Here is a 20,016-nt window from a genome sequence, read left to right as displayed (position 1 = left end):
GTATCCGTATCTGTAGTCGTCTGACCCCACGGCTCGGAGGAGCCGGAATATCGAGTGAGGAGGAAGGGAATGCGAAGCATGATGCGCGGAACGACGATGGCTGTAGGTTTCCTGCTGTTTCTTGGTCCGAGCCTGGTGCCGGTTGCTGGTGCGGGCACCGCGATGGCGCAGTCCATGGCGCCTGATAACAACCTGCGCGCGGAAGTGATAAATAAGGCCCTGAACAAGTCGAAGTTCAAGGATGTTCAGGTTTCTGTATCCAACGGCGTTGTAAAGCTGACTGGCACGGTGGATGTCTTCGACACGAAGGAAGATGCTGACAAGCGCGTGCATCGCGTGAAGGGTGTCACCGGCGTGGACAATGAAATCCAGGTCGCCGGTCCCTCGGTTCCCGATGGTGAGCTGCAGAGCAAGCTTGTGAAGGCGATCCAATATGACCGCGTAGGCTATGGCACCACGCCCTTCAACGCCATCGCTGTAAACGTTCAGGGAGGCGTTGTGACGCTCTCCGGCCATGCCTACGGACCCGTGGATGCGGATTCGGCTGTGGCTGTGGCTGCGAACACCAAGGGCGTGAAGGATGTGGTGAATGAGATCCAGGTCGATCCGCTTTCTCCCATGGATGACCGCATCCGTATCGCGGTCTTCCGTTCGGTCTATGGATTCCCATCGCTGAACAAGTACGCGATCGATCCGGGTAAGCCGATTCGCATCTCTGTGCAGAATGGCAATGTCACGCTTTATGGCTTGGTGGATTCGCAGGCGGACAAGGACGCGGCAGGCATTCGCGCGAATGCCGTCCCCGGAGTCTTCCATGTGACGAACAACCTACAGGTGGCCAACGGGTCGAACGAAAAGTAGGCTTCCGGCTGTGTTCAAAAGCCCCCGCACGCCGGGGGCTTTTGCTTTTGGCGTTGGTGAGAGGCCATTCGTTACACTGCTGGTATGGCCTTTTTTCGCAATGTGCGCGTCACGCTGGAGATGATCAAGTGGGAACACTCGATCTTCGCATTACCCTTTGCCCTCACGGGCGCGATGCTGGCGGCGCGGGGTATTCCGCACGCGCAGCAGCTGGCATGGATCGTGGTGTGCATGGTCACGGCGCGCTCTGCGGCGATGGCGTTCAATCGCTGGGCCGATGCGGATATTGACGCGAGCAATCCGCGGACGGCGATGCGCGCAATCCCGGCGGGCCTTCTTTCGCGGGGTTTCGTCGGAGGATTCACGGTGGTGATGGCGGCGCTGTTCCTGGTGGCCGCGAGCCAGTTGAACCGGTTGACTCTGATCCTGAGCCCGGTCGTCCTTCTCGTGGTGCTCTCGTACTCGTACATGAAGCGTATTACGCGGTGGTCGCACGTGGTGCTGGGCATCGCATTGGGCATCGCGCCCTCGGCTGCGTGGATCGCGGTCCGGGGCAGCCTCGATCCGCGCATCATCCTGCTTACGGCGGCTGTCATGCTGTGGGTCGCGGGTTTCGACGTGCTCTATTCGTGCCAGGATGTAGATCACGACCGCAGGGAAGGGCTGTTCAGTGTGCCGTCCACCTTTGGTGTTTCCGGCGCCTTCTGGATTGCGCGCCTAATGCACGTCGCGATGCTGACGCTCCTGTTGCTTCTGGCCCACGCGTTTGGTCTCGGCGCGATTGCCTACGCTGGCATCGCCGCTGTGGCACTCCTGCTCTGCTATGAGCACATGATTGTCTCGCCCGGAGATCTGCGCCGAATGAATGCAGCGTTCTTTACGATGAACGGCGTGATCTCGGTGCTGTATTTCCTGTTTATGGCCGCTGCGCTGATGCTTCACAAGTAGATCTCTTGCAGCAAAAGAAAAAGCCCGCACGTGTGCGGGCTTTTCTTATTTTGAGAGGGAAGAGTTACGCCGGACGACGATTGCGCAGATGATCCTTGTGTTCGTCGATCTTTTCGTTCACGCGATCCTTGATGTCCTGCACGGCGCCGGTCACCTTGCTGCGCGTGTCGTTGGCGTGAACCTCGGCTTCGCGGCGATGTTCGCGAGCGTGCTCCTGAGCCACATCCTTCGCGTTGCCCCAGGTCTCCTTCGCCGCGCCTTTTACCTGCTCGGCGGCGCCGCGATTCGCGAGATTCTGGTTGCCGGTGGCTTCGCCCACCTTCTCTTTGACCTTGCCCACAGCCTGATCGATCTTTCCGCTTACCTGGTCCTTGTTCATGGGGATACTCCAGTCCTACGGTCAGTCGTTCGTTACGGTTTGATTGAGTGAAAACGTGCGCAGGAAAGAGACCGTGCACTGCGCACGTGTAGGGGACGGCCAATTCCGTCAGGCGTGCAGCCTAGACGACCGGCCGACGTCCGCTGATGAGCTGAATTAGCAGCACCACAAGGGCGATCACCAGCAGGATGTGAATATACGCGCCAATTGCGTGGAAACTCACCAGACCCACCAGCCACAAAACGAGAAGGATTACAAAAATTGTCCAGAGCATGATTCTTCTCTCCTGTTCATTCGATCGCCTTTGTCGAAGGCTGTTTTCACCGTCGCTCCAGCGTCGTTCTACGTTGTGTTAAGGTGCGCAGCGTGGAAATTGGGTTGCCGTACAATGAAAAATTCGAGGAAACGGAATGCGGATTGCTATTCAGGGAGAGCCCGGCTCTTTTAGTCACGAGGCTGCGCTGCGCATGGTGCAGGATGCAGCGGTGAAGCACTGTGCTTTTTCTGCTGAGGTCTTTCAGGCCCTCTCGAGCGGTGACGTGGATGCGGCAGTGATCCCGATTGAGAACGCTCTCGCCGGTTCGGTGCTTGAGCATTACGACCTGTTGCTGCAACACGATGTGCTGGTGGAGCGGGAATATCTTCTGCCTATCCATCACAACCTGATCGTGGTTCCGGGAACGCGTCTCGATGAGATTCGCGTGGTGGACTCGCATCCGATTGCGCTTGCGCAGTGCCGTCGCTTCTTCGCACGGCAGCCGCAGATTGCAGCGCGGGCTGCCTACGATACGGCTGGCAGCGTAAAGCGCCTGATGGCCGAAGGCGACAAGAGCGTAGCCGCGATCGCTGGCGTGCGTGCGGCGGCTCACTTCAGTGCGGAAATTCTCGAACGCAACCTCGAAGATTCTCCGGAGAACTACACGCGCTTCTTTCTCGTCCGCCGGCGAGCCGATGCGGAGCTCTCGTCTGTTGCCGACAAGGTGAGCCTTGCCTTTCAGGTCGAGAATCGCCCGGGCACCCTTGTCGATGCATTGCAGGCCTTTGCGGGGCTTGGCGTCAACCTGACGAAGATCGAATCCCGCCCGGTGCCGGGCAGCCCCTGGCATTACGTCTTCTATACCGACTACCAGCTGCCCACGCCGGAGACGGCAGGCCGCGCGCTCGAAGTCCTTGCCGGGCACTGTTCCATGGTGAGGGAGCTTGGGCGCTACGTCGCAGCGCAGCCCGAAGCGTAAACGGACTAGTCAGAAAGACGGAACGCCGCAGGAGAGCCTCCGGCGGCGTTTTCATTTTGGGCTGAATCTGGCCTGCTCCAGCGCTTAGTGGGCGAAAGAGCAGATCTATGCCTTACGTACGTGATTAGCCGTGGTTCAGGTGCCGATGAGTGATCGGTGGGGGAGATTTCGAATGGCGCGGGCTGGATCTCCGTGCGTGCATCACAGCTGGAAGAGGGAAAATCCGGGAAAAGCAATGCCAGGATGTGGAACGATTGCTTGCGAAATGACGTAAATCATTGCAGGCAAGTGGCTTATGGGGCTACGAACGATAGATGCGACCGAATCAATAGTTGCTGCGTCTAATAGCTAATTATTTGATACGAGGGCACTCAATGGCCAGCGATTTTGTAAGTGTGATTCAACCCGGCGGCGCCAAACGTGAGGATCGCCCTGGGGACCGGACGCTTCCCGTTCTTCCGGTCCGGGACACCGTACTGTTTCCGCATGCGGTTCTCCCCCTTACCGTGGGGCGGGAGAGCTCGATTCAGCTCATCAATTCTCTTGGCGAGGAGAAGTCGATTGTCGTGGTTGCGCAGCGCGACGCCCGCATCGACGCCCCCCAGCCGTCCGACTTATATAGTTACGGCGCTCTCGCGACCATTCATAAAGTCGTCAAGATGCCGAACCAGAGTCTTTTCGTCTTCACCGAAGGCACAGAGCGGGTGAAGCTCGGCAATTTCTCCCAGACCGAACCGTTTATGACGGCGACGGTCGAGGGCGTGCCGGAGATCATTCCGGCTAAGGGGCCCGCGCTCGAGGCCCTGCAGCGTAACGTTCTCACCCAGTTCCAGCAGATTGTCACCTCTTCGGCAACGCTCTCCGATGAGTTGCAGACGATTGCCATGAATATCGACGAGCCTGGCCGGCTGGTGGATTTCATCGCCTCATCGCTGCCATTCCTCACGACCGCCGACAAGCAGGAACTGCTTGAGACGGTGGATGTGACGGCGCGCCTGGAGCGCATCAACAAGCACCTTGCCAAGGAGATCGAGGTCCAGCAGCTCCGCAACAAGATCCAGTCCGAGGTGCAGGATCAGGTCCAGCAGTCGCAGCGTGATTACTATCTGCGCGAGCAGATGAAGGCCATCCAGAAGGAGCTCGGCGAACAGGACGAGGGCCAGAAGGACATTGAAGATCTGCGACAGAAGATCGAAGCGGCCGGCATGCCCGAAGAGACGAAGAAGGAGGCGCTTAAGGAGTTGAGCCGCCTGCAGCGCATGTCTCCGATGGCGGCGGACTACTCGCTCACGCGTAACTATATCGAGTGGCTGGCTGTGCTGCCGTGGGCCAAGTCTTCCGGCGGGGCGGTCGACATCGCGAAAGCGCGCGAGGTGCTGGACACCGATCACTATGACCTGAAGAAGGTGAAGGACCGCATCCTCGACTATCTCGCGGTGCGTCGTCTGAAGCCGGACATGAAGGGACCGATCCTGTGCTTTGTCGGACCTCCGGGTGTGGGTAAGACCTCGCTCGGCCGTTCGATTGCGAAGGCACTCGATCGTGAGTTCCGTCGCATCTCGCTCGGCGGCATGCACGACGAGGCGGAGCTGCGTGGACATCGCCGGACGTATATCGGTGCGCTTCCGGGCCAGATCATCCAGAATCTGCGCCGGGCGGGAACCAACGACCCGGTCTTCATGCTGGATGAGATCGACAAGCTGGGCCGGGATTTCCGCGGCGATCCGTCGTCGGCCCTGCTCGAGATTCTCGATCCGGAGCAGAACAACACGTTCCGCGACAACTATCTCGATCAGCCTTTCGATCTGTCCAAGGTGCTGTTCATCTGCACGGCGAACCAGCTCGATCCGATTCCGGCTCCGCTGCTCGATCGTATGGAGATTATCGATCTGACCGGCTACACCGAGGAGGAGAAAACGCACATCGCGTACCGCTACCTCATCCCGCGGCAGATCAAGGAAAACGGCATCACGGAGGAGAACATCGATTTCCCCCGCGAGGCAGTCTCCTACATCGTGCGGCATTACACGCGGGAAGCCGGCGTCCGCAGGCTGGAACAGCTGATTGGAACAGTGTGCCGCAAGCAGGCACGGCGCATTGCCGAGGGCAAGACCGAGAAGCTGCTCATCACCAAGGAGGTCATTCAGGAGTTCCTGGGTGGCATCAAGGTGAGAGTGGATACCGAGATCGCGGAACGCACCAAGCGTGCGGGTGTAGCCGTCGGCTTGGCCTGGACACCGGCCGGAGGCGATGTGCTCTTCATCGAGGCAAACAAGATGAAGGGTAAGGGCGGCTTCACCGTGACCGGCCAGATCGGCGAGGTGATGCAGGAGTCTATGCAGGCCGCACTGACGTGGGTTCGCTCGAATGCCCGTAAGGTCGGACTGGATGAGGACTTCACGAGCAATGTGGACATTCACATTCACGTGCCGGCTGGGGCTATTCCCAAGGACGGTCCTTCGGCAGGTGTGACCATGGCCACGGCTCTGGTTTCGCTGATGACCGATCGCCCGGTGCATCCGCTGACCGCGATGACCGGCGAGATCACGCTGAGCGGCAATGTTCTGCCGGTCGGCGGCATCAAGGAGAAGTTCCTTGCGGCCAAGCGCGCCGGCGTCACAACCGTCATTCTCCCGGCGGATAACCGGCAGAACGTGGAAGAAGACCTGATGCCTGAGCAGGTGGAAGGCGTCTCGATCCATTACGCGAGCCGGATTGAAGATGTGCTTCGGATCGCTCTGCCGCAATCGCTCGCCGAAGAGCAGCACGACGAGGTCGTACGAGAAGAAGTTCTGCAGCATGCCGATGCGTAATCGGCAGGCGGCTCTCCAAAACTGAAGAGCCGGCTGCAGTGATAGAGGCGCCCTGACGAAACTCGTCGGGGCGCCTTTTTTGTGCCGGGCCAGAGCTCGCGGAATGGTGACTACAGGATGCGCTGATTCGATTAGACTTCGAGGTGGTGAATATCTTTTCGATCGATCCCACATATCTGTTGAAGGAAACCGTACTGGTCGTTGCGGCACTGTTTCCGATCGTGAATCCTCTTGGCAGCGCCGCCATCTTCAGCAGCCTGATCGGCGATGTGGATGAGCGGATCCAGGAGATTGTGGCGCGCAAGATCGCGATCTACAGCGTGGTCTTGCTGATTGTCTCGATGTTGTGGGGCGTCGAGGTGCTGTCGTTCTTCGGCATCTCGATCTATGCGGTCCAGATTGGTGGCGGTCTTATCGTGACGGTTGCTGGATGGTCGCTGCTGAATCAGGATGCGCGGAAGGCGCGTAATGACGGGGACGACGGCTCCAATCTGATCGATCATGCCTTTTATCCGTTTACCCTGCCGATCACCGTGGGTCCCGGTTCGATCTCGGTTGCGATTACGTTGGGCGCGCACCTGATGGCGGATCGCGGCGGGTTGGCGTTTCTTTCCCCGCGTGTCCTGATTCCGGGCATTGTGGGCGCTATCCTGGTCTGCCTGGTGATCTACACCTGCTACCGCTATGCGCGGCGCGCTGAGCGCCTGCTCGGCAAGACCGGAACCATCGTGGTGATGCGCATGTCGTCGTTCATTCTGGTATGCATCGGCATTCAGATTGTGGCGACTGGGGTGCGTTCGTATCTGCAGACAATAGGAAGTCACTAACCGGTCTGGTTACAGAAGTGCGACCTTGTTGCGGGTTCCAAAGATCATGGTGATCGTTACCAAGCGGGTATAACAATTTGTTGTCGCTTTTGCTACTTTTCCTAGTGTCAGGACAAGAGCGGCTGGGCGTACACTCAGCGCACGCTCACCAGGAGACCCCGCGGTTCGCTGCCCCATACGGGATGTGACTGAAATGGGCGAAGCCCGCGAACTGCCGTGGCTTACCTGTTCGTTTGAATAATAGTTTGCCTTTTTGCTTACTCCCGTAAGGTATTCACCCCTGCGTGGATCGAGTAAAACTTGTGATGGCAGACAAAATAGGGATTCAGGCCGAACTCTACACTGCTCCGCGCCCAATCTCTTTCAGGTACTAGAGCTTTTCGCCTCGCAAATCCCCAAAAAAGAGCAGCATGCTGCATCTCAGGGCAAGAAGGGAACGATCATGGCAACCATGCAAGAGGCAGGAATCATGAGCATCCTGTCCGATAAGATTTCTCTGCCGGCATCTACGCAAGAGCTTCAGGAGCAGTTCAAGAACGCAAAGCCCTTTCCGCACCTGGTCATCGACAATATGTTCCGGGATGACGTGCTCGACGGGGTCCTGAATGAGATTCCTCCCCTTACCGATGACAAGTGGGTGCATGAGCGCCGTGAGCGTCTCTCCAAGTCAAATCTCAGATCGGCCGTAGAGTTCCAGGAAGCCGGCTACCAGTTTGCCTCATTTATAAACTCTGCCAAGTTTCTCTACCTGATGACCGAACTGAGCGGTGTGCGCGGCCTGCTTCCCGATCCTTATATGGGTGGCGCCGGTTTCCATGTCGTGCCGAAGGGCGGTCAGTTCGATGTGCATGCGGACCGGAACATTGATCAGAACACCGGCCTGCGGCGGCGGCTGGTGATGCTCACCTACCTGAATAAGAACTGGGACCATGAATTCGGCGGCCAGCTTGAGTTGTGGGATACCAGCGGCTCACGGTGTGAGCGAGTGGTGGAGCCGATCTTCAACCGCACCGTGATTTTCGAGGTTGCGGATCAGAACTTCCACGGCGTTCGGCCTGTGGTTGTCGATGGCCGGGCCCGGCAGTCCTTCGCTGCCTATTTCCACACCGTGCCGGATGACTCCCTGATCCCGCACGCGTCGGTTTACGCGCCGAGTTTTTATTCGAAGCGCGAGCCACTGGTGAAGCGGGTCATGAAGGAGTTCACCCCTCCCGCTGTCTTCAGGGCGAAAGACTGGGTCAAGTCCCGGGTGAAAAAAGATCAGTATTAAACAAGTTTGAAGAGCCGATTGCATCAGGACTTCGCTCACCGCGGCTCTTGTTGTGCCTGCAGCCCGCTGGAAACACCGAGTCCGTTAACTCACTCTGCGGTAAGGAAAATTTATGACTAACTATCTCCTGGAAGCCCCTCCGTCATCAGTAGAAGCCGGATTGACGGTCAATGACGTGTGGAAGGTATTCCGCCGGCGTCGTCGCGTGTTCTACCTGGTTCTCGGCAGCGTAGTGCTGCTGACGACCATCTACTGCATCTTTGCCACTCGTCGTTATGTCGCGACCGGCATCGTGCAGCTGCAGAAGGACGATGCGACCGGACTGAACGCCGCAGATCTCGAGGGCGGTGCAGGAGGAGATGCCGCCGGCGGTGATGCGCTCCAGACCACCATCAATCTCGAGACGCAGTCGCAGATTCTGCAGTCGGACACCCTCGCGATCAAGGCGATCGAGGATCTGAATCTCGAACATCAGCGCGATTTTGAGCCGCACTTCAACCCCATTGGCTGGGTGATGGGGCTGTTCGCATCGAAGGGCATTGCCGATCCGGTCGGCGCTTCGCTGGAGAATTCCCCGGCTCGCCGCAGCCGTCTGGTCGCAGCCTTCGAGAAGCACCTCGATGTGAAGGTGATCAGCGGTACGAGACTGCTGGAGATCGACTACACCAATTCCGACCCGAAGGTCGCCGCGGCTGTGGTCAATCACCTGATCCAGGGCCTGAACGACTACACCTTCCAGACCAAGCTGGCTTCTACGTCGGAAGCGGCCAACTGGCTCTCCAGCCAGCTGAGCGACCTCCGCAAGCAGAGTGAAGAGGAGCAGGAAAAGCTGGGAGATCTGCAGAAGCAGACCGGTATTTTCAGCCTCGGAAGTGATGCCCAGGGACATGAGCAGCTTTATTCGGATGTGCTGGATCGGCTGGAGCAGTCGACGACCGCCCTCTCCGCTGCCGACCAGAATCGCATCCTGAAGGAAGCGGTCTACAAGGCCGTGCAGGGCGGCAACGCCGAACTGCTCTCCGAACTGAGCGGCACCTCGCAGAGCGGCAATGGTCCGGCGGTCAACAACGCGCTGAGCCTGATCCAGAACCTGCGTCTGCAGCAGTCACAGCTGCAGCAGCAGATCGCTACCGCCGAGCAGCACTACGGCGATGCGTATCCGCGCATGATTGAAATGCGCGCCTCGCTCGACAAGGTGAACCAGGCGATCGCCGACGAAGTGGCTCGTGTGCAGGAACGCGCCAAGAACGACTACGACGTTGCGAAGCAGCAGGAAGACCAGACGCGACAGCAGTACGAGTCCAACCGCGCCGAGGCCAACGCGCTGAAGGATAAGACGATCGACTACTCGATCCTGCGGGAAGAGGCGAACCAGAGCCGCACCCTCTACGAGGACCTGCTGCGCAAGCTGAAGGAAGCCGGTGTTCTGCAGGGGCTGCGCGGCTCGGATATTTCGATCGTGGATCCGGCGCGCGTGCCCGCGAAGCCGAAGAAGCCGAATGTACCGCTCTTCCTCGCCCTGTCGGTAGTAGTTGGCGCGATCCTGGGTTTCGGCGCGACATTGATCGCCGAAGTCGCGGATGACCGTCTCCACACTGTTGAGCAGATCGAAGCTCTTGGTGCGCCGCTGGTCGCCATTCTTCCGAAGTATGCAAAGGAAAAGGGATCATTCAGTTCAACCGCGCACTTCCGCACGCTGGAAGCTCCGAAGTCGGCATACAGCGAGGCTGTTCGCGGACTGCGTGCGTCTCTCTCGCCGGTGGTTCCGGGCGAGAAGAAGTCGCAGGTGGTGCTGGTGACGAGCGCCAGCTCGGACGAAGGCAAGAGCATCACGGCCAAAAATCTGGCGGTGAGCATGGCGCAGCAGGGCAAGCGGGTCTTGCTCGTGGATGCGGATATGCGCCGGCCCACCGATAGCAAGGAAGGGAATTATTCATCGAGCAAGGACGGCCTGAGCACGTTCCTTTCGGGTGAGCAGGATGTGATGAGCATCGTCCAGGTGGACGGCCTGAGCAACCTCTCCGTGCTGCCGGCCGGACCGGTTCCCTCGAACCCCTCTGAGCTTCTGGCCTCGCAGAAGATGCATCAGCTGATGACTAACCTGAAGGAGAAGTACGAAGTGGTGGTCATCGATACGCCGCCGATTCTTCCGGTGGTCGATGCCCTGATGCTGAGCGAGTACTCGGATTCGGCGCTGCTGGTGGCGCGCCAGGGAGTAACGCCGATGGGCTCGCTCAAGCGTGCTTATCATCTGCTCAGCTCGCGTCGCGGCAAGAGCTCGGTGGGAATCGTGTTTAACGCCGTGCAGATGAACTCGGACGCGTATCACAGCTACTTTGGCCCCGGAAACACTCATTACTACATGGAGAACGTCAATGAAGTCGCTTAAGAACTTTGTGTGGCTGATGGTTGTTCTGGCCGGCGGCGCGTTATCCCTGCATGCGCAGGTGGCTCAACAGCCGCAGGATAGTCTGCTGATTGCTCCGGGCGATCTGGTTCATATCTCGATCCTCGATGCGCCTGAACTTGAGCAGCACGCCCGTGTTACCGACAACGGCAACCTGCCGCTGATGGTCGGCGGAAACGTGAAGGTTGCAGGCATGACGCCGCTCCAGGCCTCTGAGGCCATCGGAGCAGCGCTGGTTGCGCAGCACTATCTGGTGAATCCGCGTGTGGCCGTGACTGTGGCGCAGTATGCGGAGCAGAACATTTCGGTCCTCGGTGAGGTTCGCCTGCCGGGTGCGTATCCTGTGACTTCGCCGAAATCTGTTGCCGAGGTGCTGGCACTGGCCGGCGGCCTGCAGCAGGATGCCGATCGCAACGTCGTCATCCAGCGCCATGGCACCGGCGAGATGGTGACCTACTACTCGTCGAACCAGCCGACCCTTGTGCCCGACTCCGCGGCGCCAGGCCTCAAGCCGGCGGCTGCGGAAGCCCTGCGAGTCCGCGACACGATGGTCTATCCCGGGGACGTCGTCCGGGTTGCGCGCGCGGAACTGGTCTATGCCATTGGCGACTTCAACAAGCCGGGCGGCTTTCCGATCGTGAACAACGATTCCAAGCTGACGGTTCTGCAACTGGTTGCCTTTGCGGGCGGCGCGGACAAGAGCGCCTCTGTCGGCAAGGCACGGCTGGTGCGTAAGGATCCAGAGGGTCGTCCCTATCTGATCAAGCTGAATCTGGGCGACATGGAAAAGGGCAAGAAGCCGGACATGACTCTCCAGGCGAACGACATCATCTACCTGCCGTTCAGCTTTGCCAAGAACTCGCTGCTCGGTATCTCCTCGGTGGAAACCGCCGCGGCGACCGCTTCTGTGTACGCATTCTAAAAACAGGCACTTGCTCACTTAGGAGAACGAGATTTCGGTGGCGACCTTTACTGCAACCCAAAGCGCTTTGCCCGTATCGCGCGAGCGAAGCGTACTGAGGAAGGACAGCAGCTCGGTTTTCGGGTTAGTGCTCACCTATGGGCTGCTGTTTCCGATGGTGTTCTTCGCGGCTCGCGGCAGCTTCTCGTTCGAGTACATGAGCCTGAACACACCAGCGGAAGGGCAGTACGGCGCACTCGTCAACTCGAACTTCGGTCAGGGGTCGGCCGCGCACTCGATCGAAATGGTCGCCTGCTATGGCCTGATCTGCCTTGCGATGGCCGTCATCTGGAAGCCTCTTCTCGACGTCTGCACGCGCAATTGGTTTTACCTGATCATGCCGTTGTGGGCGATGGCCTCCGCCGCATGGTCACAGGATCCGAAGCGCAGCTTCGTCTTTGCTGTGCAGACCATGATCCTGACGGCGTTTTCGATCTATCTGGCTGTAAGGCTCAAGCCGAAACAGCAGATGCAGTTCTTTATCTTTGTCGGGCTGGTGGTGACGCTCTTCAGCTTTGCTATCGCGGCAGTGCTGCCAAGAGCGGGCATCGACCATAAGAACGCGATGATCGGTGTGGAGGGCATCTTCCCCCACAAGAATGTCTGTTCTGTGGTGATGATCTCCTTCATGCTTCCTGCTTTCTTCTATAAGTTCCCGGGAAAGCTCGGCAACATGAAGCGGATTGCCTACCTCGCGATTACGGGTCTGCTGGTCCTGGCGACCACCTCCCGTACCGGATGGCTGGTCCTGCTGTGCTGCATCGCCTGTGCGATCACGCTGCGTGCCATGCGGCACATGACTCCGTTGCAGAAGCTGCTTGTGTCTTTCCTGCTGGTGGGGCTGATCGCTCTCATCATCTGGATTGCGACCGTGTATTTCCGGCAGATTGTGGTCGCGATGGGCAAGGATCCCAGCATGAGCGGCCGCACCCAGATATGGAAGGCCGTCTTCCTGTCGATCTTTAAGAGACCGATGCTCGGCTATGGTTATGACGCGTTCTGGATGGGCTTCAAAGGTGAGTCGATGCACCTCGCCCTGGCCAGCGGCTTTCCGGGACTGGGCAACGCGGAGAACGGCATCCTTGAACTCTGGCTCGAGGTTGGCTTTGTGGGCGTGCTGCTCCAGTTCATTGCGCTGGGCATGGCCTCCCGGAGCGCGATGCGCAGCCTGAAAGCGGATACGCCGCCCCATGTGCTCTGGTATATGTCGATGCTTTTCATCACGCTGCTGGCGATTGTGGACGGAGACAAATTCATGCTTCCGCACAGCATCGAATGGGTGATGTTTGTGATGGCGGGAGTCGGGCTTGCCGAACATGTACGGACAAACGGAAGGCGGCAGCTGGCGTGATGTTTCAGGTAAGGCAATCGATCGAAAAGCTGAAAAAGAGCACGCTCGCGAAAAATGCCGGATGGATGTTCCTGGGGCAGGGACTCGGGCTGATCTCGCAGGCGCTGTACTTCATCCTGCTCGCCCGCCTGCTGGGCACCGCGCAGTATGGAGTCTATGCGGGTACCTTCGCGCTCGTATCGCTGGTGGGACAATACAGCTCGCTTGGCTCTGACACGGTTTTCCTCCGTTATGTAAGCGCCGATAAGGAGCGCTTCGCCAAGTACTGGGGAAATGTGCTGATCTTCGTCTGCGGCCTGAGTCTGATTGTTGCCCTGGTGCTGCAGGTCATTGGCCGCTTCATCCTCGACAAGGAAAGCGCAGCGATCGTCTTTCCGGCAGCCATCAGCATCTGCCTCTGCACGCAAATGGGCTTTGCGGCGGGGCGCGTTTTTCAGACCTTCGAAAAGATGCGGGTGACGGCAACCATGAACCTGCTGACGAACGTGATGCGCCTGATTGCGGCGGCGGTCATGGTGGTGACGATGCACCGCGCAACGGCAGGGCGGTGGACGATCGCTTCGCTGATTGTTTCGCTGATCGGCGCGGTCATTGCCGTGGTCGCAGTGACGATGCAGTTCGGTCTGCCGAAGTTCGACTTCTCGCTGGCAAAGAAGCATGCCGGGGAAGGCCTGCAATACTCGTTCTCTCAGTCGACCTCTTCGGCCTATAACGATCTCGATAAGACGATGCTGAGCCACTACGGGATGAACGTGGGCAACGGCATCTACTCGATGGCGTATCGCGTGGTGGACATTGCCACGATCCCGATTTTTTCGCTGCGTGACGCTGCGATGCCGCGGTACTTTCAGCAGGGTGCGAAGGGAATCGACCATGCGGCGGAATTGGGGCGGACCCTGCTGCGCAAGGCGATCTGGCTTGCCGCTGCCGGTGCTGCCGGCATGTTCCTCCTCGCGCCGATCATTCCTTACGTCGTGGGCCATGACTACGCGAAAAGTGTGCTGGCGCTGCGCTGGCTGTGCCTGATCCCGGTGTTTCGCAGCATTCACCAGATGACCGGCTCGGCTTTGACGGGCTCAGGAATGCAGCGTTACCGGACCACGAGCCAGTGCGTCGCCGCAGCCTTCAACTTCTGCCTGAATCTATGGCTGATTCCCCGGCATGGATGGCTGGGCGCAGCATGGGCCAGCCTGATTACAGATGGAGGCCTCGCGGTGATGAACTGGGTGATCGTGCAGCGTCTATCCCGGGCTGCGGCTGCCGCGCGTCAGGTTGTGGCAACGGCCGCATGATCCGATTCGGGAAGGTATCGATTACTTTCGTTTTTTGGACGGAAGCCTCGCGTTGAAAACAACCTGCACATTCGGCAAGCTATCTAAAAGCTCAACCGAATCCTTGTGCAGGAGAGCTGTAGGTGGCGAGAGCCACGAACCGCACAGGTCTCCCTTCAAGGCCAGTCTTTGGCCGTTGTTCACAAAATTGGGGATTGCGCCTGCTGTTACAGGGCAACCCCGGTGTATCTGAAATGTATATCTGGAAATGCCTGTTTGCCCCACCGGCAATAGGGCAATTGTGCAGGAACTCTTGTCGTAGGAGTAAGATCCCCGGGTAACTGAGAGAGCACTCGGACAGAGCGAAAGCTCGACAGGCCTTTTAAGGCCGGATGAAAATTAAGAGTAAAGATGTTGGTGTGGGATTGCGTGCTGCGATGGTTCTCCGCTGAAGATACGGCTTTCCAACCCAGGTGGCAGTGCATATGGCTTGCGATGGATCGTCCGAAAAGGAAAGGGATGCAATGGCAAAGAAGCGAAAGCGGATCCTTTTTATCGATATAGGAACGCCGATGGGCGGCGTGGAGACCTATCTCCTGGGTTTGGCGACGATGCTTGGAGACCACGCGGATCTTTTCGCTGTCTGTGTTCTGCCGGAACTGGCCGAGGCGATGCGCCGCGAAGGGGTACGGGTTTATGTGACGCCGGCGTTCGGCGGCATGTTGAAGCCGCTGCGCTTTCTGGCCGCGTTGGCGGTTGCAGTCGGAGTAATCATCTGGCAGAGCATCGATGTAGTCCAGATGAACGGCATGCTCGAATCGATCTTCCTGATTCCGGCCCGCATCCTGGGACGGGAAACGGTCTATTCGCGCCATGGTCCCTTCGAGAAGGATGTCTATTCCTGGTTCCGCAGCCCGCATAAGTATTTTCCCCGCTTGGCCTCGCGCATGCTGGTTCGGCTTTCGACCAATACCGTGAGTGTTTCCGAAACAGTCGGCCGTGATCTTGAGAGCATCCTGCCGGTCGAGCGAGCGAGAGTCATCCCGAACTGGGTCAGCAAGATTCCGGAGATGCCCAGGGATCTCAACGAAACCGATCCCAACCGTCTGGAGATTCTCTACGTTGGGAGACTCGAGCGCTATAAGGGCCTGCACTTATTGATTGAGGCTCTGCGCGGAGTGCCCCGTGTGAAGCTCACGGTGGTCGGCGATGGACCGTATCGCAAGGAACTCGAAGCCATGGCGGAAGGCCTGGATGTCGAGTTTGCCGGTTTCCGGAAGGATCCGGAGGTCTTCTATGCCCGGACAGACATCTTTGTGATGCCGTCGATGGGCCCTGAAGGATTGCCCATGGTGTGCCTGGAGGCCATGGGCCACGGACTGCCATGTGTCTTCAGCAGCCTTGATGTGCATCACGAGATCACCGAAGGTGGAAATGCCGCTCTGCTCTTCGACAACGGTCATTCCGAGGTGCTGGTAGAGCAATTGCGCCAGCTGCTTGCAGACTCGGCTCTTCGTGTTGAGTACGGACGCAGGGCGCGGGAGCTCGTTCTGCGCAAATATCATCCGGCCGCGGCACGGCGTGCGTATCTGGCGGTGTTTGGCGTGGGGGGAGAGATCCTGACCGGCTCCAACCGCGTGGCTGAGAACCTGGGCTACTAGGCGGAAGACGGACAGGGATGATGGGCCAAGGGAAGGATCGAGTAGGCGTGCGCGGCATGAGTCGCCGCACATGGATGAAGGCCGCCGCAAAGAGCGCGTCCGGGTTTGCAGCAGCAGGTGTACTTCAGGGCGTTCCGCTGGCTGCCTTCGCGCAGCAGGCTTCCGCCGGTAAGGTCTGGGATCCCAGGCGGTTTGGAGCAGTAGGAGACGGCGCGGCCAAGGATACGCAGGCTTTGCAGCGCGCGATCGACACCTGCGCTGCCACTGGCGGCGGTGTTGTATCCGTCTCTCCGGGGCGTTACCTGACAGGAACGGTCATCCTCAAGAGCAATGTGGAGCTCAACCTCCAGGCTGGAGCGGTGCTTCTCGGAAGTCAGGACGAGCGAGACTATGCGCTCTCTCCGGAAGCCCGGGCGGCGATCAAAGGCAGGGTCGAAGAGCATCTGATCTTTGCCTTCCAGCAGCAGAACATCGCGATTACCGGGCAGGGCACCATCGATGGGCAGGCACGACCCGTGCCGAATGGAACGCCGGAGCCGGGGCCAGAATGGGCCTGGAAAGAAGTGGAAGGCGCTCACTGGAAGCTGGGGCATTTCTTCTCGCCGATGGTGGAGCTTGCCGAGTGTAAGCAGGTGCGGCTCGAGGGAGTGACGCTGCAAAACGCAGCGGGATGGACCCTGCGGCCGATTGCCTGCGACACGGTCCTGATCCGTGGTATCAAGATCCGCAACTCGTTCAACATTCCGAACTCTGACGGGATAGATCCGACGGCCTGCCAGAATGTACGGATCATCGATTGCGACATTGTGACAGGCGACGATGCGATCTGCCTGAAGGCATTCAATCCTTACGGAGCCACACCGGTATCGCGCAATATCGAGGTCAGCAATTGCCGGATCACCACTACCTGTAATGGCTTCAAGGTCGGGATTGAGGGCTTTGGAGGGTTTGAGAATATTGTCTTCCGCGATTCGCAGATCATCTCCACGGCAGGTCAGATGAACGAGCGGGCGATCGGCGGTATCACCATTGCGATGGCCGACAATGGCTGGATCGACGGCGTGACGGTCTCGAATATCTCATTGAGCAACGTGCGCGGTCCGATCCTTGTGCGCCTGCAGAACTCCTATAAAGACAAGACCGTTGCAATGGCGGGCCGCCTTAGTAACGTGAAAATATCCAATGTTCGCGCGACGGGCGCCGAGATCACCTCCTCGATCACAGGGCTTCCTGGGTTTCCGGTAAAGAACGTGACTCTGGAGAATGTTCGCATCGAGACCTCAGAGCAGGGGCAGACAGTTTGGGCAAGTAATCAGCCTGGCGAGCTGCCGAATGGCGGACCGGAGTCAAAGATGTTTGGCCGCCTCCCCGTGTTTGGTCTCTACTGCCGCCATGCCGAGGGCATCACGTTGAACGATGTGCATTTTCACTCGAGCGTAGGCGATCCGAGGCCAGCTCTGAGCTTTGAAGATGTAAATGGCCTGGTACTGACCGACGTGGATGCGAGCGGGACAACCAATGCGCAACAGCTGGTTGCATTGAAAAATGTTCAGCATGCTTCCATCCAGCATTGCGTGGCCCTCGAGCCGGTGGAGACCTATGCTGTGGTCTCAGGGACTGCCAGTCAGGACGTCGCGTTTCTAGGAAATGACCTGCGAAAGTCTCGTACTCCGGTTCGGGTGCAGCCGGATGTGCCGGCGAATGCGGTGAAAGTCGATTCTCGCGGAAGCCGCTGATCTGGAAGCGAATTGTATTCAGGCGCCCTGTAGTGGGGCGACCGATGAACTAAGAACTCTAAGGAGAAACTCGCCAAGTGCCCTATCAAGTGAGTGCTGTAATCCCAACGCGTAATCGTCCCGCGCTGGTTTGCCGGGCGGTGGAGAGTGTTCTTCGCCAGACCTTTGAGGATATTGAAGCGGTCGTGGTGGTGGATGGTCCCGATGAGGAGACCATTGCCGCTCTCGAGGCAATTCGCGATCCCCGTGTGCGAGTGCTTGCGCTGCAGGAGGGCGTTGGCGGTTCGGAAGCCAGAAATGTAGGAGCCCGCGCTGCCACCGGGCAGTGGATTGCGCTGCTCGATGACGACGACGAATGGCTGCCGGAAAAGATTGAGAAGCAGCTGGCTCTGGCGAAGACCCTGCCGGGGCCGAGGATCGTCGTCGCCTGCCAGTATCTGGATCGCATGGGAGATACGGAACTGGTCCGTCCCCGGCGTTTTATTGCCCCTGGGCAGAAGATCAGTGATTTTCTCTATAGCGAAGTCTCCTGGCTCGGCCTGATGGAAGGCTTCCCGCAGACCTCCACCTGGTTGATCTCGCGCGAGTTCTTCTTAGAGGCGCCCTTCACCAAGGGGCTCAAGAGGAACCAGGATACCGATTGGCTTCTGCGCGCATTGCGGCTGCCGAATGTGAGCGTGGCGCTGGTGCCTGAGGTGCTCAGCATCTTCTACAACGAGCGCAAGCGGAAGCGGATCACGGCCAGTATGGATTGGCAGGACTGCCGGAACTGGGCCGTCGGCAGCAGGGAGATTTTTACTCCCAAGGCGCTCTCATCGTACCTGGCAATTTCACCGATGAACCTTGCAGCACAGGACAAAGTTCCACTGCGCGAGCGTTTCTCTCTGGTGAAGGACTGCTGGCAGTATGGCGCGTTCGACGTGAAAATTTTGTGGCTGCTGTTCCTGAACGGTATGCTATATCCGTATCTACGAAAAGTAATGACGCCGGATGTCCGGAAAAAGGTGCTCTACTACGCTTCATTTCGCGGGCTGCGTAGCCCGCGGCGCCCTTCCGAACACAACGGTGACGAGGGGTATTCCACAGGCATCTCGTGACGGCAAACAGGCGAAGAGTTCTGATCTACAGGACGGACCTTCTTCCCATCAGTGAGACATTTATCGCCGCCCAGGCCAATGCGCTGCAGGCGTTTGAGCCCCGGTTCGTCGGCATGTGCAGGGTGAGGCGCAGTCTCGAAGTTCCCAATAACGCCATTCTGCTGACCGGGGAGCCATCTGTTGCCACCCGTATTCGCAAACGGCTTTATTGGTGGACGTGGGTTGCACCGCTCTTCCATCGCAGGGTTGCGGATGTGAAGGCAGACCTGATCCACGCCCATTTTGGCCCCGACGGTATCACCGCGGCGCATATTGCGGATCGGCTACAGCTCCCACTCATCGTGACACTGCACGGCTACGACGTCACAATCTCCCAGCGATCGAATGCCGGGTATGAGTATCTCTGGAAGAGGGCATCCGCCTTCTTGTGTGTGTCTCAGTTCATCCGGGAGCGGGCCATCCGTGCCGGCTTTCCGCCGGAGAAGCTGCGCGTCCACTCCATCGGCATCGACCTGAAGCAGTTTCGTCCGGAGGGCACGCAGGCGAAGCGCAACTCCGTTCTCTTCGTAAGCCGTCTTGTGCAGAAGAAGGGCTGCGAGTACCTGCTACGCGCCATGGCTTTGGTGCAGAAGCAGCGGCCGGATGTGGAGTTGACGATCATCGGCGACGGCGCGTTGCGCCCCCGGCTGACGGAGCTGGCGAAGAGTCTCGGCGTGCGATGTCTCTTCATGGGGTCGCAGCCGGGTAGCGTGATTCGCAAGGAACTGCGTGCCGCGCGGGTTTTCTGCGTTCCCAGTGTCACAGCGGATAACGGCGACAGCGAAGGGCTGGGGATGGTGTTTGCTGAGGCGCAGGCCATGGGCGTACCGGTAGCCAGTTTTGAGCATGGCGGCATCCCGGAGGTCGTCAGGCACGGCGAGGGCGGACTCCTTGCTCCGGAAGGCAACATCGCGCAGCTGGCAGAGAACCTGCTCCTCTACCTGAACGATGATGATATCTGGTCGCGCTCCCGTGAGCGTGGCATGGCCTGGGTGGCCGAGCAGTTCGATATCGACAGGCAGACGCGCGAGTTGGAAGCCATTTACGACGAGGTGGTGAACGGCGGAGTGAATCACATGCCCGCAGGCTCTCAAGGGGCGGAATCGATCGACACGCAGGAAGCCGGCAGTCTGAAGGGGTAGGGCGTTTCAGAATTCATC

At 58.9% G+C, this 20,016-nt stretch carries 16 protein-coding genes; 14 read left to right on the top strand and 2 right to left on the bottom strand.

Annotated features, from left to right (window positions below; translation table 11 throughout):
- Nucleotides 1-69 precede the first annotated feature (69 nt).
- Nucleotides 70-861 carry a BON domain-containing protein gene (locus tag QM649_RS01915; protein ID WP_415197311.1) on the top strand — a complete coding sequence of 264 codons (792 nt, stop codon included), beginning with the start codon at nt 70-72 and terminating at the stop codon, nt 859-861.
- An 84-nt stretch (nt 862-945) separates the two neighbouring features.
- A complete protein-coding gene (locus QM649_RS01910; RefSeq protein ID WP_415197310.1) occupies nt 946-1,809 on the top strand; it encodes a UbiA-like polyprenyltransferase in 864 nt (287 codons plus the stop codon).
- 64 nt (nt 1,810-1,873) lie between these two features.
- On the opposite strand, the gene QM649_RS01905 is transcribed toward QM649_RS01910, so the two are convergent.
- Both QM649_RS01905 and QM649_RS01900 read right to left on the bottom strand, forming a co-directional pair.
- Complete coding sequence (locus tag QM649_RS01905; RefSeq protein ID WP_415197309.1) at nt 1,874-2,188, bottom strand: CsbD family protein; 315 nt, start codon at nt 2,186-2,188, stop codon at nt 1,874-1,876.
- A 121-nt stretch (nt 2,189-2,309) separates the two neighbouring features.
- Nucleotides 2,310-2,462 (bottom strand): lmo0937 family membrane protein, encoded by a 153-nt coding sequence (locus QM649_RS01900; RefSeq protein WP_415197308.1) that lies wholly within the window; start codon nt 2,460-2,462, stop codon nt 2,310-2,312.
- A gap of 136 nt (nt 2,463-2,598) precedes the next feature.
- On the opposite strand from QM649_RS01900, the gene pheA reads away from it, so the two are divergent.
- The 12 genes from pheA (at nt 2,599) to QM649_RS01840 (ending at nt 19,998) form a co-directional block, all read left to right on the top strand.
- Entirely contained in the window at nt 2,599-3,423 is an 825-nt protein-coding gene (gene pheA, locus QM649_RS01895) for a prephenate dehydratase (protein ID WP_415197307.1), read from the top strand.
- Between the two features lie 374 nt (nt 3,424-3,797).
- Entirely contained in the window at nt 3,798-6,236 is a 2,439-nt protein-coding gene (gene lon, locus QM649_RS01890; protein WP_415197306.1) for an endopeptidase La, read from the top strand.
- A gap of 146 nt (nt 6,237-6,382) precedes the next feature.
- The gene (locus QM649_RS01885; RefSeq protein WP_415197305.1) at nt 6,383-7,063 is read left to right on the top strand and encodes a MarC family protein; all 681 of its coding nucleotides are present in this window, start codon (nt 6,383-6,385) and stop codon (nt 7,061-7,063) included.
- A gap of 442 nt (nt 7,064-7,505) precedes the next feature.
- The gene (locus tag QM649_RS01880) at nt 7,506-8,333 is read left to right on the top strand and encodes a 2OG-Fe(II) oxygenase (RefSeq protein ID WP_415197304.1); all 828 of its coding nucleotides are present in this window, start codon (nt 7,506-7,508) and stop codon (nt 8,331-8,333) included.
- 112 nt (nt 8,334-8,445) lie between these two features.
- Entirely contained in the window at nt 8,446-10,722 is a 2,277-nt protein-coding gene (locus tag QM649_RS01875; protein ID WP_415197303.1) for a GumC family protein, read from the top strand.
- Nucleotides 10,709-11,662, top strand: a complete 954-nt coding sequence (locus tag QM649_RS01870) for a polysaccharide biosynthesis/export family protein (protein WP_415197302.1) — start codon at nt 10,709-10,711, stop codon at nt 11,660-11,662. The genes QM649_RS01875 and QM649_RS01870 overlap by 14 nt, the downstream gene beginning before the upstream one ends.
- A 37-nt stretch (nt 11,663-11,699) precedes the next feature.
- Complete coding sequence (locus QM649_RS01865) at nt 11,700-13,052, top strand: O-antigen ligase family protein (protein WP_415197301.1); 1,353 nt, start codon at nt 11,700-11,702, stop codon at nt 13,050-13,052.
- Nucleotides 13,052-14,344 carry a flippase gene (locus QM649_RS01860; protein WP_415197363.1) on the top strand — a complete coding sequence of 431 codons (1,293 nt, stop codon included), beginning with the start codon at nt 13,052-13,054 and terminating at the stop codon, nt 14,342-14,344. Before QM649_RS01865 ends, QM649_RS01860 begins: the two co-directional genes overlap by 1 nt.
- Before the next feature lie 503 nt (nt 14,345-14,847).
- On the top strand, nt 14,848-15,984 hold the full coding sequence (locus QM649_RS01855) for a glycosyltransferase family 4 protein (protein WP_415197300.1): 1,137 nt from the start codon (nt 14,848-14,850) through the stop codon (nt 15,982-15,984).
- 56 nt (nt 15,985-16,040) lie between these two features.
- The gene (locus QM649_RS01850; RefSeq protein WP_415197299.1) at nt 16,041-17,720 is read left to right on the top strand and encodes a glycoside hydrolase family 28 protein; all 1,680 of its coding nucleotides are present in this window, start codon (nt 16,041-16,043) and stop codon (nt 17,718-17,720) included.
- Nucleotides 17,721-17,809: 89 nt separating this feature from the next.
- Nucleotides 17,810-18,817, top strand: coding sequence for a glycosyltransferase family 2 protein (locus QM649_RS01845; RefSeq protein WP_415197298.1), 1,008 nt, complete (start codon nt 17,810-17,812; stop codon nt 18,815-18,817).
- A 122-nt stretch (nt 18,818-18,939) separates the two neighbouring features.
- Complete coding sequence (locus QM649_RS01840; protein WP_415197297.1) at nt 18,940-19,998, top strand: glycosyltransferase; 1,059 nt, start codon at nt 18,940-18,942, stop codon at nt 19,996-19,998.
- Nucleotides 19,999-20,016 lie beyond the last annotated feature (18 nt).

Source organism: Silvibacterium sp. (assembly GCF_047605705.1).
Classification (GTDB): Bacteria; Acidobacteriota; Terriglobia; order Terriglobales; family Acidobacteriaceae; genus Silvibacterium.
Note: the sequence above shows the minus strand (reverse complement) of the source record. Positions and strands in the feature narration are given on the sequence as shown.